The organism is Rhizobium sp. RAF36 (genome assembly GCF_052114105.1).
In the GTDB taxonomy this organism is placed as follows: domain Bacteria; phylum Pseudomonadota; class Alphaproteobacteria; order Rhizobiales; family Rhizobiaceae; genus Rhizobium.
Window position 1 is genome coordinate 793,402 of record NZ_JBFREC010000001.1, and the last position, 16,440, is coordinate 809,841.

Sequence of the window (16,440 nt, forward strand, 5' to 3'; positions counted from 1 at the left end):
TCCACCCGAAAAATGCGTCCTGAAGTTCTACGCAGAAACTTCAGAACGCACAATCGTGCGAAAGCCTTGCAGATATTCAGCTTTATGGCGTGGGGGTCAGGCGACCGCCTGCTCGTCATCGACAATCCGTAACCAGCGGCTGGTGCGCGGCTGGTGATAGTCGCGAAGTTCGAGCGCCCGCATGATTTCCACCCAGCGGGGATGGTTCGACGCGGGAAGGGTTTCCGTCTCGATCCGCCTGAGAACACCATGGGTCATCGGCGAAACCGGAATGACGCCGCCTTCGCTGACATTGCGCAGCACGCGCATGACGAAATCGATATCCTGGCGGGTGATGCCCTTGCGATCGACGGCGCGCGAAAGCTTGTAGCCGCCGACATTGTCGGTGATCGCAAGGCGCAGCTGATCGAGAGCGAAGGCGCGCAGCTCGTCCGGCACATGGGAGGAAATCTCCATGATGTGCAGCACGAGCTCCAGCTCGAGCGCGGAATTGACGACGCCGTCAGTCGCAAACATGCGCATGATCCAGGCAACGTTGATCGCGTCGAGCGAGCCCTGCGGATAGGTGTAATTGACGATGAAGCCTGCCAGGTTCTCGACGAAGAACGCGTGCCATTCCTGGCATTTTTCGGGGCAGGAATTGTTGAGAGCAAGCATGACGACGACGTCGTCGGATGTCCGGACGCCGTCCGGAAAGCTGTGCTTGCGCAAAAGGCCGATATCGTCGGCGGCAAGCCGATGCTTTCCGGCGATGACACATGCCGGGAAAGCGAGTCGAAATTCGCTCATTTTTTGTCTCCAGAACCTCATCATGAGGCCGGAGACGGTTCTAGCGCGGGCGAATTGAAGATCCCTGAACAACGACAGTTAACGAAATGCCGCGCCGTTCAGACGGAATTGACAGACTTCGACTGCGCCCGCTCGCGCCAGATGATGAAAAGCCCCGAGGCGACGATGATGGCGATGCCGATCCACTTGGAAAGTGTGGGAAAATCATTGAACAGCGCGTAGCCGAGAACCGTTGCCGAGATGATCTCGAAGTACTGAAATGGAGCAAGCAGCGAGAGCGGCGCCAGGCGGAAGGCGCGAACGATCAGCATATGGGCGTAACCGGAGATCGTTCCGAGAAGTAGAAGCAGGACCAGACCGAGGACGGACGAGGGCAGCGAGATCTCGAAATCCGGAATGCCTGCGGCTGCACCGCCCGCAAGGGCCACGGACATGAACAGCGTGCCGCCGATACCGGCCATGGTCTGCATCGTCAGCGGCGAATCGGCATCGCCGATCGCCCGGTTCAGGAACAGGTAGAGCGAATAGAGAAAGGCGCAGAAAACCGGTAGCAGCGCCTTCAGGCCGAAGATCTCGTAGCTCGGCTGGATCACGATCATCGCGCCGCCGAAGCCGACGACGATGGCCGTCCAGCGCCGCCAGCCGACCTTATCGCCCAGGAACATTGCCGACATCGCCGTCAGCATGAACGGCTCGACGAAATAGATGGCGAAGACATCGGCGAGCGGCATGTATTTGACGGCGACGAAGAACAGCAGGCTGGCCGCGCCATGCAGCGCGCCGCGCAACAGGTTCATCCACGGGCGCTTGGCCGACAATGCCTTCCAGCGGAAGATATAGAGCAGCAGCGGCAGCGTGCAGACCAGCTGGAAGAAGAAGCGGTAGAACGTGACCTGGCCCGGCGACATCGATTCGAACGTCGCCATATATTTGGCGATCGCATCCATAGCCGGCAGGACGATCATGGCGCTGGCCATGATGGCCATGCCTTGGAGCGGGTTCTGGTATGATTGTGGCTGAGACATGCTGTGCTTTCGGAAACACAGCCATCAACCACAGGAACCGCGCCGGATCAATATGACCTAGGCGTCTGAGATGGTTTCTCCGAAAACCGATTCGAACGACTGACGCAGACGGATGTCGACATCTGACATCATCACCGGCAGGCCGAGATCGACGAGGCTTGTGACGCCATAGGCGGAGATCCCGCAGGGGACGATGCCGGTAAAATGATCGAGATCAGGCTCGACGTTGAGCGACAGGCCGTGAAAGGTCACCCAGCGGCGCAGGCGGATGCCGAGGGCGGCGATCTTGTCCTCGCTCATCGTGCCATCCGGCAGCAACGGCTTTTCCGGCCGCCGCACCCAGACGCCAACGCGGTCCTCGCGCCGTTCACCGCGGACATTCATCGAATCGAGCGTGCGGATGACGACGTCCTCGAGCGCTGCGACAAAGGCACGGACGTCCTGACGGCGGCGCTTCAAGTCAAGCATCACATAGGCAACGCGCTGGCCGGGACCGTGATAGGTGTATTCACCGCCGCGTCCCGTGGCGAAGACCGGGAATCGGTCTGGCTGCACGAGATCCTTGGCATCGGCGCTTGTGCCTGCCGTGTAGAGGGGCGGGTGCTCGACGAGCCAGACGAGCTCATCACCACCATCGGCAATCAAGCCCACTTCGCGCTCCATGGTTTCCACAGCAAGCTCATAGGGCACCAGCTCATCGGCGATGCGCCAGCGCACGGGTTTGTTGCCGGCCTGTGGAAACATGGAGAGTTGAAGATCGGTACGCAGCATCGACTTTTCCCTTGCCGCAAAGGCTCAGCGGCATGCTGCTATATGGCCTCGTTTGATAACCAATTCAAATGCTGTGATTTGTTTTGAAAAAATCCGTCATATCGCTCTTGTGCGCCCAAAATGCTTTTGCTACATGCTGCCTCGCCGACGCAAATCGGCTCTACCACGATGCGGTCGTGGCGGAATTGGTAGACGCGCAGCGTTGAGGTCGCTGTGGGGCAACCCGTGGAAGTTCGAGTCTTCTCGACCGCACCAAAGTAAACCCGCTTCGGCGGGTTTTTCTTTTTCTACAATTTCTTATCTCATTTTGCTGACGTGAAACCTGAGCCGTTACCAGCGGTTTCGGCGCTATCGACCATTGGCTGCCTCGCGCTAGTTTATTCCCTTGTCACATCGACGGGAGTGCCGCGCATTGAGCCTGACCTTCGCCATTGGAGATATCCACGGCTGCATCGGCCCGCTGTTGCGGATGATCGAACGGGTGGAAGATTATGCGCCATCAGGAAAGGTCGTGTTTCTCGGCGACTATATCGACCGTGGCCCAGATAGCCGTGCCGTCGTGGAGACGCTGATGGCAGGGCCGCGCTCGCCGGACTGGCAATGGATCGCGCTGAAGGGCAATCACGAGGACATGGCAACGGGTGCTCATGATGGGCGGCATAACGAATCGTGGTGGCTGGACAATGGCGGGATCGAGACGCTGACCTCTTACGGCGGACCGGTTCCATCGCCGCACTTGAACTGGATGGCGGCACTGCCGCTTCTACACACGGATCCGCATCGCATCTTCGTGCATGCCGGCGTCAGGGAAGGGCTCTATCTCGAAGATCAGGCGCCGCATGACCTGATGTGGCTGCGCTTCGAAGACGATGTATCAGGTGAATTCTGGGGAAAGCATCTGGTGCACGGGCACACCCCGTCACCGGCCAATCCGCGAACGACGGGAAATCGCACCAATCTCGACAGCGGCTGCGTCTTCGGGGGAAAACTCTCCTGCGCGGTTTTCGATGATGGTCTACCGGGCGGTCCGGCCACATTGCTTCAGGTTCGAGGCTGATCGCCGCGGGGATGAAACAAGAGCCGCACATGCGGCTCTTGTTGCGTTTTCGTCGCTGTCAGTGCGTGCCAACGTCACGGCAGGCATCGGTATCGGAAGCTCCACCATCACCGGCTCTGGTCTGTACGCCCTTCAGTTCGGCCGGGTTCTTGCACGGCGGAAGGCGCTGGGCTTCGAGCTTGGAATAGTTGATCTTCTTGGGCGCGGCCATCTTGGTCTGGTACCAGCCGTCGCTGTCATTGGTGTAGTCGTCGGAATAGGCCGGAGGGGCATGTTCGGTGTAGTGAACAGGCTTCGGCGGGCTGATGCGGATCGGGCGGACGTAGCTGTCGTCGTACATGGGAGCGGCGAAAGCGGACGATGCGACGCCAATGGCAAACAGGGCCGCGGTGGCTGCAAGTTTGATTCTCATGTGATATCTCCTCAATCAGTTGTTGCAATCAACAACGAAACGATAACCCTCGGCAGGTACGAGTTCGCTCCTGAATTGAGGCGAAATTGTGGGAGTGTATGACCAGTGCGGATTACGAATTGTCCATGTAATTCACGATTCTGTGGCGATATTTCACCGTTTTGTGACATAGGTTAGCAACCTATCAAAACAACAAAACCCGGCCGCGTGTGCGGCCGGGTTTATCGAAACATGCAACCCATTAATACATTATTCGTTTCTACAATTGTTGAAGCTAATCCTCGTTCGGGATATGCGAGTCGACGCCTGTCGTCTCAAGACGGTTGCGAACGTGGTGGACGCCATCGACGGAAAGCGCGCCGAGTTCGGCCTTGCGGGCAATTCCGATCGTCTCGACTGAACCTTCCAGCGTGATCGTATGGCCGTCGGCATGGACGTCGATGCTGTCTGCGTCGAGATCAGGAATGTTTTCGAGGTTTTCGGAGACGCGGGCTTCCAGATCGTCGCCCTCGCTGCGATCGATCATATCTGCCGTCAGCGAATCCCTCAGACGGTTCTCATTGCCGTCCTCGTCGGTTCCATCGATGCGGAAGCCGCCGTTGCGGTCGCGGTCGAAATTCGCCGATGTCTCGCCATAGGCGCCGTTGGCTGGCTTGGCCGAGGATGCGCCAGGGCTATCGGCATAGGGCCAGCCGTCATCGAGATTGCGCTCCTCGTAGTCGCGATAGTCTTCTTCGCGTGAAATGGTGCTCTTGTCGTCGGTCTTCGGCATGATCGTCCTCCTTCAAGGTCATGCTCAAAGAACGCTCATCGGCTGGATTGGTTCGTGGAAGTTTTATGAAATTAGCGGGCGGCCTTTTCCCATTTGCGGATCAGCCGGTCGCGCTTGAGCTTGGAGAGGCGCTGCAGCCAGAAGATACCATCAAGCTGGTCGATCTCATGCTGGATGCAGATGGCGAGAAAGCCATCTGCGTTTTCCTCCTTCGTCTCGCCGGTCACGGTCTGATAGCGGAAACGGATTGCGCCGGGCCGGATGACCTCCTCTGTCGCGCCGGGCATGGAGACACTGCCTTCCATCTGGCGCAAAGGTTCCGCCGAAGACGAGAGGATTTCCGGATTGACATAGGTCCGCACGCCATCGGCCTTGCTGAGTTCGATCACCACCACCCTTTGGAAGATGCCGATATGGGCCGCCGTGATGCCGACGCCGGGTGCGGCCCGCATGGTGTCCAGGAGATCGCCCGCAAGGCTCTGCAGATCGCCGTCGAAGGCGCTGACAGGTGCGCAGACTGTTTTCAATCCGGGATGCGGATAGCGCAGGATCGGGCGGATCGTCATGTTTTCATAAGCTCCTGATATTCGGGTTGCGGAAACTATCGCCGCAACGGCGCATTGTCATCCGCAGACATGGTTTTGGACGCTAGACGCAAGGAGCCAATTCGGTTAGCAGGGACGGGGACTTATGCTGCCGCAACGGCTGGCGGGGTTCGTTTATCCGCTTGTTGACAATGCCTTTTCCGCCGCCATTCTCGAACGCGGCAGGAAAGCCGTAACTGTTATGATCCTGGATGCGAGGCGCAAATGACGGCAAGCGAAGAAGACGAACGCATCCGCAAACGTCCAGAGGACGAAGACGCCGACATCTATGACGAGGACGGCAACGTTCGCAGCGATTTTCTAGCGCTGCTCGGCGCAGCGATCGCTGATCGCGACACGATTTTCCTGCGCCAGAATGTGGCGCGCCTGCACGAATCGGAAATCGGCGATCTGCTCGAAGCGATCCAGCCGGATCAGCGCCTGGCGCTGGTGCGCCTGCTCGGCGACGACTTCGACATGACGGCGCTGACCGAGGTGGACGAAGCGATCCGCCGCGAAATCGTCGACCAGATGCCGAACGAGCAGATCGCGGCGGCGATCGGCGATCTCGATTCGGACGATGCCGTCTACATTCTCGAAGATCTCGATCAGGAAGATCGGGACGAAATTCTCGCCCAGCTGCCGTTCACCGAGCGGGTGCGGCTTCGCCGAGCGCTCGATTACCCCGAGAGCTCGGCCGGCCGGCGTATGCAGACGGAATTCGTCGCCGTGCCGCCGTTCTGGACGGTCGGGCAGACGATCGACTACATGCGCGAGGAGGAGGACCTGCCTTACTCCTTCACGCAGATCTTCGTCATCGATCCGACCTTCAAGCTGCTCGGCGCCGTTGATCTCGACCAGATCCTGCGCACCAAGCGGCAGAACAAGATCGAAGTGATCATGCGGGAGACGAACCACCCGATCCCGGCCGAGATGGACCAGGAAGAGGCGGCACAGCTCTTCGAGCAGTATGACCTTCTCTCAGCCGCCGTCGTCGACGAGAACGAACGCCTGGTGGGTGTGCTGACCATCGACGACGTGGTCGACGTTATTCACGAAGAAGCCGACGAGGATATCAAGCGCCTTGGCGGTGTCGGCGACGAAGAACTTTCCGACAATGTCATCTCCACAGTCCGTTCGCGCTTCCTCTGGCTGCTGATCAATCTCGGCACGGCGATGCTGTCGGCAAGCGTCATCGGGCTGTTCGACGGCTCGATCGAGAAGATGATCGCGCTGGCGGTGCTGATGCCGATCGTCGCCTCGATGGGCGGCAATGCCGGCACGCAGACCATGACGGTGACGGTGCGGGCGCTCGCGACCCGCGATCTCGACATTTACAACGCTGGCCGCATCATCCGCAGGGAAGCGACCGTCGGCATCATGAACGGGGTGATTTTCGCAACGATCATGGGAGCGATTGCCGGCACCTGGTTCCACGACTACCAGCTGGGCATGGTGATCGGCGCGGCGATGATCATCAACCTGATTGCCGCGGCGCTGGCCGGCATCCTTTTGCCGCTGCTTCTGGACAAGGTCGGTGCCGATCCCGCCATCGCCTCGTCGGTTTTCGTGACGACGGTCACTGACTGTACGGGCTTCTTCGCGTTCCTGGGGATTGCCACATGGTGGTTTGCCATTTAACCACGCTGCCCTGCCGAAATTGACTATTACGTAAAAGTCAATATTATTGGCTGGAGAGAGTGGGAATCTGATGCCTGTGAACAAGTATTATAGCATAACGGAGCTGACGCGCGAATTCGGTGTGTCGACGCGCACGCTTCGCTTCTATGAAGACGAAGGTCTGATCCATCCGGAGCGCCGTGGCCGTACCCGCCTTTTCCGCCAGGCGGACCGCAGGCTCATCCAGGAAATCCTGCGCGGCCGGCGCATCGGTTTTACCATCGCCGAGATCCGCGAGATCATCACCGTCTACAAGGAGCCGCCGGGCGAACTCGGTCAGCTCAAGCTTTTGATGAAGCGCGTCGATGAGAAGCGTGAGGACCTGCGCCAGAAGCGCAAGGATATCGACGACACGCTGGCGGAACTCGACAATATCGAGGAATCCTGCCTCGGCCGGCTGGCCGAAATCGGCGTCGGCACCTGAGCCGCTATTACGGTTCGGATGGAAGCGCCTTGATGCTGCATTGATTGGCGATCGCCTGCACCCGGTCGTCGTCAGCCTTGACGATCCCCGTGTGGAAGGGCTCCAGCAGCTTTTGCCCCTGCATTTCGGTCAGCGTGCATTCGCAATAGATCTGGCATGATTTGGCATCCATGCCCTGGCACCAGCCGGGATTGCACTGGCGCATGTGAATTTCGGCCAGATCCGGCTTTGCGGGCGGCGCGACGAAGGTCAGTCCGTAAGCGATGGCGATCAGCACCGGCTGATGGATCAGATAGAATGCCAGGCTGTGGCGCCCGCCGCGTGCCAGTAGCGAGCCGCCGGTCCCAAGTGCTGCAAGCTTCTGCGGCAGGCTGGTGCGCAGGGCAATCAGCGCCAGCGTCAAGCCGGACATATAGGCTGCGGCCCAGGGGAAGATCGGCACATAGTCATTCGAGCGCGGCGGCATGTCGGTAAGCCCGATCCACCAGAGCAGCGGCTGGTCGAACGATGCCGAGCGGAGCATGCCGGGCGTAACGAAAGTATCGGCAATCCAGGCGGCAACAAGGGCGACCGTGACAAGGGCGGTCACGAATAGCGGCCGGCGGGCGAAAACCACGCCGACAAGCGTCATCGCCGCCATGCAGTGCAGGATGCCGAAGAATATCCACTCGCCGGGCATGGCGATGCGCGTTGCGACGGAGATCAGCAGTGCAGCGCCTGCAATCATCGCGAAGCGCTTCCAGAACGATGGCCAGCGGATGCCTGCCTGGCTCGACAACGCCATGCTGAGCCCGGCGATGAACAGGAATGTGGTGGCGATGGCACGGGCATAGAGCTTCAGCCAGCCGGTCTCTGCGGTTCCGGGCGCCAGATAGCCCATGAACTCCAGGTCCCAGCTGAAATGATAGGTTGCCATGGCGATCAGGGCGGCGCCGCGCAGCGTATCGAGGAGGCCGATCCGGGGCGGATGCGCCGGGCTGCCGTTGCTGTCAGCCATCATCGTCATTCACTGTCTCCCGGACAAATCACCGTCGCCGTTTTGCGCTGGGTCGCGGGGAATAGGAGAAAGGTGGAGATTTGATGGCGGCGACACATCCATGATCGCCAGCCGCGCCTCCGAAAAGAACTGCCTGCGCGTCAGGACGAACACGACGGTCGCCGTCGTTGCCATGAAAACGTAAGCGTTGACGAACCAGCCGAGATAGCCGATCGACAGGAAGATCGCTCGCAGGCCTTCGTTGAAATGGCCGCCGGCGATGATGTTCATGCGGATGACGCGCTCGGCGGCGCGCTCCGCGGCATAGACGTCGGTCTCCGTGTCGCGCATCATCGGGATCGCGCCGAACAGGATGGTGCAGTAGTTGAAGAGCCGGTAGGACCAGCCGAACTTGAAGAAGGCATAGGCGAACAGTCCCGCCAGCCCGCCGACCTTGAGCTCGAAGCTTACGTGGCTGCCGCCGAAGACATAAGGAAGGTCAGCGAAGATGGCGCTGACCTTGTCGGTGGCGCCGAGCAGGGCGAAGCAGCTGCCGATCGCGAAGATGGAGGTCGAGGCGAAGAAAGCCGTGCCGTTCTGCAGGCCGGCCATGATCTGGGTGTCGATCATCTTCAGGTCACGGCGCAGCGAATTGTAGATCCATTCGCGGCGGCGCTCGCCCATCGCATGCGTCAGACTGGTGCGCCCGAAGAAGGTCCGGCCGCGGAGAAGCCAGGAATAGCCGAGCCAGGACACGGCAAAGAAGGCAAGCGCAGTATAGTCCGCAAGCGTAAGCATCGATGATTCAGCCCCTTGGTATCCGGCGCCACTCTACATATGCCATGCGATGCTGCAATGACCGGGGCGGCAGCCCGAAGCGATTTCCAGTGGCGCGGCCTTTCGCAAAGCGCCGGCAGGCATTAAATCCTTCTGCAGCAGTGTCGCGCCGGTCAAACGCGATGTCGGTTCGCCGCGCGCGGCACGTTGCGCCCGGGGATAGTCTCGGTGCAGTTCATTATTGGGAAGCAGGTATGTTCCTTTCGGTATTCGATGTTTTCAAGATCGGCGTCGGGCCTTCGAGCTCGCATACGATGGGGCCGATGTCGGCTGCCAACCGCTTCCTCGACCTCATTCTGTCGAACGAGTGGCCGCGGCCTTCATCAGGCGCGCAGGTCGCGTCGATCAAGGCCAGCCTGCATGGCTCGCTCGCCTATACCGGGATTGGCCACGGAACGGGCAGGGCGGTAATTCTCGGCCTGATGGGCGAGGCGCCAGATAGCGTCGATCCCGACAAGATGGACGGCATCATCGATCAGGTGGAGCGTTCCGGCCGCATCACGCCGCCCGGCCATCCGGCCTATTTCTTCCTGCCGAAGAACGACCTGGTCTTCGACAAGAAGCAGACGCTTCCCGGCCATGCGAACGGCATGATCTTTTCAGCCTTCGACAAGGACGACCGGCTGCTGCTGCGCCGCATCTACTACTCGGTCGGAGGCGGTTTCGTGGTCACCGATACCGAACTCGAGCAGATGCGCGCCAAGAAGAAGGCAGCGCCCGGTGCGACTAAGGTGCCCTATCCCTTCGCCACTGCTGCCCAGATGCTGGAGATGGCCGATCGCTCCGGGCTCACCATCGCGCAGATGAAGCGCGCTAATGAGGAGAGCCAGCGCAGCCGCGAAGAGCTCGATGCCGGTCTCGACCGGATCTGGGACGCGATGCGCTCCTGTATCGAGCGCGGCCTGAAGGTCGATGGCATCATGCCTGGCGGGCTCAAGGTTCGCCGCCGGGCGCGCCAGATCCACGACAAGCTGCAGGAAGAATGGCGCAGCAACCGCATCAACCCGCTGCTCGCCAACGATTGGCTGAGCGTCTATGCCATGGCGGTCAACGAGGAGAATGCCGCGGGCGGCCGCGTTGTCACGGCGCCGACCAACGGCGCTGCCGGCGTCATTCCGGCGACCATCCGCTACTACGAGCATTTCCACGACGACTGGGACCAGAACGGTATCCGCGACTACCTGCTGACGGCAGCAGCCGTTGGCGGCATCATCAAGCACAATGCCTCGATCTCCGGCGCTGAAGTCGGCTGTCAGGGCGAGGTGGGTTCGGCGGCTGCGATGGCGGCTGCGGGGCTTGCCGCGGTCATGGGCGCGACACCGGCCCAGATCGAAAATGCCGCCGAGATCGCGCTCGAGCATCACCTTGGCATGACCTGCGATCCGGTTGCAGGCCTCGTCCAGGTTCCCTGTATCGAGCGCAACGCCTTGGGTGCCGTTAAGGCAGTGACGGCGGCCTCGCTGGCGGTCAAGGGAGACGGTCAGCATTTCGTTCCGCTGGACGCCTGTATCGAGACGATGCGCCAGACGGGATACGACATGAGCGAGAAATACAAGGAAACCTCCACCGGAGGTTTGGCCGTCAACGTCGTGGAATGCTGAGTTTGTGGACTTCGGGCCGGTAGCGCTTGACGCTGCCGGTCAAAAGGATTTCAACAGCCAGCATGGCATTGCATCTCATCAAATTGTGCGTTGGCGCCGACTCCATCGAGGATCTGCGCGAATGGGTCGCTGAACGTTCTCTGCGGGCGATTGCCGCCGGTCTCGAGCCCCACTCCATCCACACCACCCGCATGGTGCCGAAGCGCGTCGATGAACTTCTCGACGGCGGCTCGCTCTATTGGGTGATCAAGGGGCAGGTGCAGGCGCGCCAGAAGCTGCTGGGTATCGAGACCTTCACGGATGGCGAGGGCATCGGCCGCTGCCATCTCATTCTCGGACCGGAGGTCATCGAGACATCTGTTCAGCCGAAGCGGGCGTTCCAGGGCTGGCGTTATTATCCGGAAGAGGACACGCCGCGCGACCTGATGAGCCTCGGCGCCGGTATTGCTGAAATGCCCGCGGACTTGCGCCGCGAGCTTTCGGAACTCGGATTGCTCTAGATAATCAGCGAAGCCGCAGAGTAACCGGCGACGTGCCTTCCGGGCAGGTGACGTGCAGGTGGATGCGGGCCTCAGGCTGCTGGTAGCGCCAGGCGCGGGCGCCATGGGTCAGCAGAAGATTGATCAGATCCTTGGTCTTGGCTGATTTGGTCGCGCGCGGCCGCCCGATCTCGGCGAGGCGCAATGCAGCCTCATGAAGCGGGTGCAGGCCGATGCGGGCCGGCTTGCCGGTTGCGCGTCCTTCGGGCGGAAAGCCCGGTACATTTCCATTGATCGCCATAATATTCCCCGTACGCACTAACAATCGAGGTCACGAACTTCGACCAGAACCGCGAACACCGGTTCGGCCATCAGCGGTGCCGTCAGAAACAGGACTGGCGGCACCGAGTGTCTCACTGGGCAGCGGCCCAGCACTTGACGCCTGCGCGCTTCAGCGCCTTGCAGGCATTGACCGCGTCGCGCTGGTCGTCGAAACCACCGAAGCGGGCACGGTAAATCTGTTCGCCGTCATTGGCATAGGCGACAGCGAAAGGTTTGGCCGAGCTCAGCGCCTTGCCGCCTTTGGTCTTGGCGTTCTGCAGCAGATCCATCGCTGCATCCTTGCTGGACGAGACGCCGATCTGGACAACCCAGCCGGACGGACCCTTTTCGGTGACAGGTGCAGGCGTCGCAGCAGCCTTTGCCGCAGGGACGGAAGCCGTGGTCAGCTGATCGACGGAATTGTCGTCAGGCTGTTCCGGCATATAGGCAGGCGCCGGCGTGGGGACGGCAACCGAACCCTTGATCGCAACGGTCTTGACCTTTGTCGGCGACGGCATTTCGGCTGGCTGCTGAGCGGCGACCAGCGGGTTTTCCGTCTTTACCGCAGGTGTGTCGGTGTAAGCGGTCGCCGCAGCGGCAACTTCGTAGCGTGCAGCCGGAGCCGGAGCTGTGTGCGGCAATTCGATCTCGGAGGCAGCAGCGACCGGAACTTCAGCTGCCGGGGCAGGTGCCCGCGTCGGAGCCGGTTCGGCGATCAGCTTGGTACCGCCGCGTGTCGAAGCCTTCGGCAGATAGGTAGCGATCAGCTTGCGCATCTGGTTGTCGCGGGCAGGGGTAGAGGCACCACCCATGACCACGCCGACGATCGAGCGGCCGTCGTCCTGCACGGAGCTGACGAGATTGAAGCCTGCAGCGCGGGTATAGCCGGTCTTGATGCCGTCGACGCCGCGCACGGAACCGACGAGGCGGTTGTGGCTGCGGATCGTGCGGGTACCGAACTTGAAGCTCTGCGTGGCGAAATAGCCGTAATATTGCGGGAAATGCTGGCGAAGCGCGATGCCGAGGCGGGCCTGGTCACGGGCCGTCGTCATTTGCGCAGTGTTCGGCAGGCCGTTGGCGTTGCGATAGGTGGTGCGGGTCATGCCGAGCGCATGGGCTTTGGCCGTCATCATCTGTGCGAAGCGGTCTTCGCTGCCACCACCGATCATCTCGCCAAGCGCGGTTGCCGCATCGTTGGCGGACAGCGTCACGAGGCCGAGAATGCCCTGTTCGACTGTGATCGAACCGCCGGCGCGGACGCCGAGCTTGGTCGGTGCCTGTGCGGAAGCGTGCGGGGAGAAGGGAACGCGGGTATCGAGCGAAATGCGGCCCTGCTCCAGCGCCTCGAAGGTCATGTAGAGGGTCATCATCTTGGTCAGCGATGCCGGATACTGAAGACGGTCGGCGTTCTCGCTGTAGAGAACGTTACCGGTCTTCGCATCGACCACGATGCCGGCATATTTCGGATTGGCTGCTTCCGCTTCCGCGGTAACCGATTCGGCAAGAAACGCCGTCGTGGCGATCGCAAGTGCCGCAAGCATCTTCACCAGGAAATTGCCGGACCGCGACGGATGTACGGAGGAGACTGACCTTGACACTATTTCACTCTTCGCTTGCATTTCTGATGTTTTTGAACCGGACCGCACGCCCCTCCGCGGCGATCGTTGACTACGGACGTTACCGGGGCTGAGTTACCAATCCGTTTATGATTAATCGTTTCTTTCGCCAGTCAGCCGCGTTTTAGCGGCTTGTCGCAGAACGGGTCGCGAGGCGCGCCTCCACAAAAGAGCGAATAGCGGCATCAATATGGTCCCAATCGTTCAAATGACGGCTGGAGAATCGGTAAAGCACGCTCAGATCCTTGCCGACCTTGATGTCGCGCTGGCAGTCGCCGCTGGTGGCGAGCTCGGGCGATTCGGGCAATATGCAGCGAACGGCATAGTCGGCCGTATTCGGGCGCTCTGCGGTCAGCAGAACTTCTCCGGTGTAACCTGCGTCGGCGCGCAGGTGATGGAGCGTCAGGCCATCGGCATAGGGCTTGGCAATACCGTCCATCAGATGGGCGTAGATCGGTTCGATTCGCCCGGACATGTCGCGCGACATCGTGCTTTGGGTGATCTGCAGGAAGATGAGGCCGGCCGACTGGGCGACGTCGTCGAAGCGTTCGCGGTCGTTCTTCGTGTAGCCCTGCATTTCCGGCCAGGTCAGATACAGGTCGGCGCGCTCGGCGACGCCGGCATGGCGCTGGCTCGGGAAGCGAATCGTGTTTTCGGAAAGGTTGAGCGTGTCGCGGCCGATCGTGATGCTGACGGCCTGGGTGCTGTCGCTATTGCCTGCCAGCGTGATGTGGCGGCCGAACCAGCGGCCGCCGAGGCTGATCGCGATGGTGAGGACAGCAAGAACGGCGACGGCGGCGGTCACGCGGATGAGGAAGCCACTGGAGAGGATAGGACTTTCGTCGACTGCGGCGGCATTGGGGGCAAGATGGCTCATGGCGGCTCTTCAGTCGTTGACCGCCGCAAGAAAAACGTGAGCCGCCGGTGCCTGGATGAATCTGGCGCCATCATCAGGCGAGGGTGGTTAATATCGCATTAACCAAAGAAATGCGGAGCGCCCGATAAAGGGCGAGCCGCTCCCGGGACAGCGGGAGCGGCTCTGGGGCGCCGGTCGGGGACGGGGATGCGGGGGACTGACCGGTGCCTGGCCGTGACGCCGGGATAACCCGGCAGGTCTCTTACTTCACGCTGCCGACAGCAACCGCACGGCCATCCTGAAGCTTCATCCAGCGATTCGGATCGTCGGAAGACTGGCGCTTGAGGTAGGTGTATTCGGTATCGGCCCAGAGCATGACCTTGTTGCGCATGTTATCGAGAATGAAGTCGCCGTGGTCGGTGCGGACGGTCAGGACGGCGTGGCCTTCGCCATTCGGCTGCAGCACCACGGTCATCAGAAGGTCGGACGGCGACACGCCGGCATCGATCAGCAGCTTGCGCTTCAAGAGCGCATAGTCCTCACAGTCGCCGACGGTACGCGGGTAGGCCCAGCGCTCTTCGACACCGTAGATCTCCATGTCGGTCATCGGCTGGATCGACGAGTTGACCTGATAGTTGATCTTCAGGATATCCTTCCAGCGTGCTTCGGTGAGAAGCAGCGGGCCGGCGTCACCGGCGGGATTGCTGCAATCGGCCGGATTTTCCTTGCAGAACTGATAGGCGCCGATCGGTGGGCTAGCGTTGCCTGCAAGCGTCATGCTGCCGGGCGCCGCCTGTCCTGTGCCCGTCATGGTGATCATCATGATACTGGCGAAAATGCCGCTCTTGATTGCGTTGAACATTGTCTCTGCCGTCTCCCCGTTTGTTGAGGTGACAATGACATCGACGTTTTTATCCGGCGCAAAATTACGTAGTCAAATTAAGTGCTTAGTTGATTCAAAAGCGGAGAAAACTTGAACGATATTTGAATCGAATACGCATAAAAACCGCAGAAAATTTGCGGCAAATTCGATTAAAATTGCAGCTATTCCCGATACGGGTTCTGTGCCGGAATGGCGCTATTCCGGGGTAAAAGTTAACGGCGGAGTGTTCCGGATTGTTGCGTGTTATCGCGTTGTTAACGCTGCCTTGCCGGCTGACCTTGCCAGAACAGATGCGAGATCGCTGACATGAGGGCGCAAAAAGCGCCGAATTGGCAGGTTTTCGCTCGATTCCAGCGAAAATTATTTTTCGAGAAAATGCAGAAATTTTGCCGCCGCATCGACGATAGCAGCGGCGATGGCGCTGTTGTCGAGGGAATGAGCGGCATTTTCGACGATGACGAGCTCGGCTTCAGGCCAGGATTGGGCCAGTTCCCATGCGGTGGTCAACGGCGCCTCAAGGTCAAACCGGCCCTGGATCAACATTGCGGGTAAGCCGCGAAGCTTGCTGGCATCGGCGAGCAGCTGCCGGTCCTTCAGCCAGGCGCCGTGATGGAAGTAGTGCGTCACGATCCGCGCACGCGTCAGCAGATAGCGCGGATCGGCCCACCGGCGCGGCATGCCGTTCGGATCGGCAAGCAGGATCGACGCGGCCTCCCACCGGTGCCAAGCCACGGCGGCGGCCTGGCGCAGATCGAGGTCCGGGCCCGTTCAGCATCGCGAAGTAGGCCGCCGGCGGTCCCCGATCACGGAGGCAGTGTGGGATGGCCTCGATGAAATGCGCATAGTCAGCGGGGAAGAACCGGGCCATGCCGTTGCAGAGCCAGTCGATCTCGGAGCGGCGTGTCGTGGTGACGCTCGCGAGAATCATGCCTGCGACGTGTTGCGGGTGACGCTGTCCGTAAGCAAGCGCGAGCGTCGTACCCCACGAGTTGCCAAACAGGAGCCATCGCCCGACGCCGAGATGTTCGCGGAGGCGTTCGATATCGGCGACCAAATGCCAGGTGGTGTTGGCAGCAAGATCGCAATCCGGGTCGGCCGCATTCGGCAGGCTGCGGCCGCAATTGCGCTGATCGAAGAGGATGATCCGGTACGCCGACGGATCAAAATAGCGGCGCGCCGCACCCGAGCACCCCGAGCCCGGGCCGCCATGCAAAACGACAACCGGCAGGCCGTCCGGATTTCCGCAGCATTCAAAATAGAGCCGGTTGCCGTCGCCGGTATCCAGCATGCCGTGATCGTATGGCTCGATCTCAGGAAATAATACAGACATCAAAAAAGCCGCCTTCTTGCGAGGCGG

Annotated in this window: 17 protein-coding genes, 1 tRNA gene and 1 pseudogene; 6 read left to right on the forward strand and 13 right to left on the reverse strand. The window is 60.6% G+C overall.

All coding sequences use genetic code 11. From position 1 onward, the window contains the following. Positions 1-96 precede the first annotated feature (96 nt). The 3 genes from AB4Z25_RS03940 to lipB all read right to left on the reverse strand — a co-directional run bounded on the left by AB4Z25_RS03940 (position 97) and on the right by lipB (position 2,585). Positions 97-789, reverse strand: a complete 693-nt coding sequence (locus AB4Z25_RS03940) for a hypothetical protein (protein WP_112539193.1) — start codon at positions 787-789, stop codon at positions 97-99. Positions 790-887: 98 nt separating this feature from the next. Next, a complete protein-coding gene (locus AB4Z25_RS03945; RefSeq protein ID WP_112387317.1) occupies positions 888-1,814 on the reverse strand; it encodes a DMT family transporter in 927 nt (308 codons plus the stop codon). Between the two features lie 57 nt (positions 1,815-1,871). Beyond that, entirely contained in the window at positions 1,872-2,585 is a 714-nt protein-coding gene (lipB, locus tag AB4Z25_RS03950; RefSeq protein WP_112539192.1) for a lipoyl(octanoyl) transferase LipB, read from the reverse strand. A 170-nt stretch (positions 2,586-2,755) separates the two neighbouring features. On the opposite strand from lipB, the gene AB4Z25_RS03955 reads away from it, so the two are divergent. Both AB4Z25_RS03955 and AB4Z25_RS03960 read left to right on the forward strand, forming a co-directional pair. Beyond that, positions 2,756-2,840 (forward strand) — tRNA-Leu (locus tag AB4Z25_RS03955). Between the two features lie 157 nt (positions 2,841-2,997). Further along, entirely contained in the window at positions 2,998-3,642 is a 645-nt protein-coding gene (locus AB4Z25_RS03960; RefSeq protein ID WP_112539191.1) for a metallophosphoesterase family protein, read from the forward strand. 58 nt (positions 3,643-3,700) lie between these two features. Here the strand turns inward: AB4Z25_RS03960 and AB4Z25_RS03965 are convergent, their stop codons facing one another. From AB4Z25_RS03965 to AB4Z25_RS03975, 3 genes are all read right to left on the reverse strand, one after another. After that, a complete protein-coding gene (locus AB4Z25_RS03965) occupies positions 3,701-4,054 on the reverse strand; it encodes a hypothetical protein (RefSeq protein ID WP_112539190.1) in 354 nt (117 codons plus the stop codon). Between the two features lie 274 nt (positions 4,055-4,328). After that, positions 4,329-4,826, reverse strand: a complete 498-nt coding sequence (locus AB4Z25_RS03970) for a BON domain-containing protein (protein WP_112539189.1) — start codon at positions 4,824-4,826, stop codon at positions 4,329-4,331. A 71-nt stretch (positions 4,827-4,897) separates the two neighbouring features. Beyond that, positions 4,898-5,392, reverse strand: a complete 495-nt coding sequence (locus AB4Z25_RS03975) for a peptide deformylase (protein ID WP_112539188.1) — start codon at positions 5,390-5,392, stop codon at positions 4,898-4,900. 243 nt (positions 5,393-5,635) lie between these two features. On the opposite strand from AB4Z25_RS03975, the gene mgtE reads away from it, so the two are divergent. Both mgtE and AB4Z25_RS03985 read left to right on the forward strand, forming a co-directional pair. Then, positions 5,636-7,051, forward strand: coding sequence for a magnesium transporter (gene mgtE / locus AB4Z25_RS03980; protein ID WP_112539187.1), 1,416 nt, complete (start codon positions 5,636-5,638; stop codon positions 7,049-7,051). 70 nt (positions 7,052-7,121) lie between these two features. After that, entirely contained in the window at positions 7,122-7,514 is a 393-nt protein-coding gene (locus AB4Z25_RS03985) for a MerR family transcriptional regulator (protein ID WP_112387324.1), read from the forward strand. 7 nt (positions 7,515-7,521) lie between these two features. On the opposite strand, the gene AB4Z25_RS03990 is transcribed toward AB4Z25_RS03985, so the two are convergent. After that, positions 7,522-8,520 carry a heparan-alpha-glucosaminide N-acetyltransferase gene (locus AB4Z25_RS03990; RefSeq protein ID WP_112539186.1) on the reverse strand — a complete coding sequence of 333 codons (999 nt, stop codon included), beginning with the start codon at positions 8,518-8,520 and terminating at the stop codon, positions 7,522-7,524. After that, positions 8,521-9,288 carry a DUF599 family protein gene (locus tag AB4Z25_RS03995; protein WP_112539185.1) on the reverse strand — a complete coding sequence of 256 codons (768 nt, stop codon included), beginning with the start codon at positions 9,286-9,288 and terminating at the stop codon, positions 8,521-8,523. A 233-nt stretch (positions 9,289-9,521) separates the two neighbouring features. Here AB4Z25_RS03995 and AB4Z25_RS04000 point away from each other — a divergent pair, with 233 nt between their 5' ends. Both AB4Z25_RS04000 and AB4Z25_RS04005 read left to right on the forward strand, forming a co-directional pair. Next, complete coding sequence (locus AB4Z25_RS04000) at positions 9,522-10,928, forward strand: L-serine ammonia-lyase (RefSeq protein WP_112387327.1); 1,407 nt, start codon at positions 9,522-9,524, stop codon at positions 10,926-10,928. 62 nt (positions 10,929-10,990) lie between these two features. Next, entirely contained in the window at positions 10,991-11,428 is a 438-nt protein-coding gene (locus AB4Z25_RS04005; protein ID WP_112387328.1) for a DUF1489 family protein, read from the forward strand. Between the two features lie 4 nt (positions 11,429-11,432). Here AB4Z25_RS04005 and AB4Z25_RS04010 read toward each other — a convergent pair whose 3' ends face one another. The 5 genes and pseudogenes from AB4Z25_RS04010 to pip form a co-directional block, all read right to left on the reverse strand. Beyond that, entirely contained in the window at positions 11,433-11,708 is a 276-nt protein-coding gene (locus AB4Z25_RS04010; protein WP_112387329.1) for a hypothetical protein, read from the reverse strand. A gap of 112 nt (positions 11,709-11,820) precedes the next feature. Further along, a complete protein-coding gene (locus tag AB4Z25_RS04015) occupies positions 11,821-13,347 on the reverse strand; it encodes an SPOR domain-containing protein (protein WP_112516296.1) in 1,527 nt (508 codons plus the stop codon). Between the two features lie 121 nt (positions 13,348-13,468). Then, positions 13,469-14,221, reverse strand: coding sequence for a hypothetical protein (locus tag AB4Z25_RS04020; RefSeq protein ID WP_112539184.1), 753 nt, complete (start codon positions 14,219-14,221; stop codon positions 13,469-13,471). 241 nt (positions 14,222-14,462) lie between these two features. Continuing rightward, positions 14,463-15,062, reverse strand: a complete 600-nt coding sequence (locus AB4Z25_RS04025; protein WP_112387332.1) for a transglutaminase-like cysteine peptidase — start codon at positions 15,060-15,062, stop codon at positions 14,463-14,465. A gap of 381 nt (positions 15,063-15,443) precedes the next feature. Then, a pseudogene (pip, locus tag AB4Z25_RS04030) lies at positions 15,444-16,413 on the reverse strand (prolyl aminopeptidase). Positions 16,414-16,440 lie beyond the last annotated feature (27 nt).

Coding starts and splice junctions, on each gene's coding strand:
- AB4Z25_RS04025 (WP_112387332.1), bottom strand. CDS start 15,062: ATGTTCAACGCAATCAAGAGCGGCATTTTCGCCAGTATCATGATGATC.
- AB4Z25_RS03970 (WP_112539189.1), bottom strand. CDS start 4,826: ATGCCGAAGACCGACGACAAGAGCACCATTTCACGCGAAGAAGACTAT.
- AB4Z25_RS04005 (WP_112387328.1), top strand. CDS start 10,991: ATGGCATTGCATCTCATCAAATTGTGCGTTGGCGCCGACTCCATCGAG.
- AB4Z25_RS03985 (WP_112387324.1), top strand. CDS start 7,122: ATGCCTGTGAACAAGTATTATAGCATAACGGAGCTGACGCGCGAATTC.
- AB4Z25_RS03965 (WP_112539190.1), bottom strand. CDS start 4,054: ATGAGAATCAAACTTGCAGCCACCGCGGCCCTGTTTGCCATTGGCGTC.
- AB4Z25_RS04010 (WP_112387329.1), bottom strand. CDS start 11,708: ATGGCGATCAATGGAAATGTACCGGGCTTTCCGCCCGAAGGACGCGCA.
- AB4Z25_RS03945 (WP_112387317.1), bottom strand. CDS start 1,814: ATGTCTCAGCCACAATCATACCAGAACCCGCTCCAAGGCATGGCCATC.
- lipB (WP_112539192.1), bottom strand. CDS start 2,585: ATGCTGCGTACCGATCTTCAACTCTCCATGTTTCCACAGGCCGGCAAC.
- mgtE (WP_112539187.1), top strand. CDS start 5,636: ATGACGGCAAGCGAAGAAGACGAACGCATCCGCAAACGTCCAGAGGAC.
- AB4Z25_RS04015 (WP_112516296.1), bottom strand. CDS start 13,347: ATGCAAGCGAAGAGTGAAATAGTGTCAAGGTCAGTCTCCTCCGTACAT.
- AB4Z25_RS03975 (WP_112539188.1), bottom strand. CDS start 5,392: ATGACGATCCGCCCGATCCTGCGCTATCCGCATCCCGGATTGAAAACA.
- AB4Z25_RS04000 (WP_112387327.1), top strand. CDS start 9,522: ATGTTCCTTTCGGTATTCGATGTTTTCAAGATCGGCGTCGGGCCTTCG.
- AB4Z25_RS03995 (WP_112539185.1), bottom strand. CDS start 9,288: ATGCTTACGCTTGCGGACTATACTGCGCTTGCCTTCTTTGCCGTGTCC.
- AB4Z25_RS03990 (WP_112539186.1), bottom strand. CDS start 8,520: ATGACGATGATGGCTGACAGCAACGGCAGCCCGGCGCATCCGCCCCGG.
- AB4Z25_RS03940 (WP_112539193.1), bottom strand. CDS start 789: ATGAGCGAATTTCGACTCGCTTTCCCGGCATGTGTCATCGCCGGAAAG.
- AB4Z25_RS04020 (WP_112539184.1), bottom strand. CDS start 14,221: ATGAGCCATCTTGCCCCCAATGCCGCCGCAGTCGACGAAAGTCCTATC.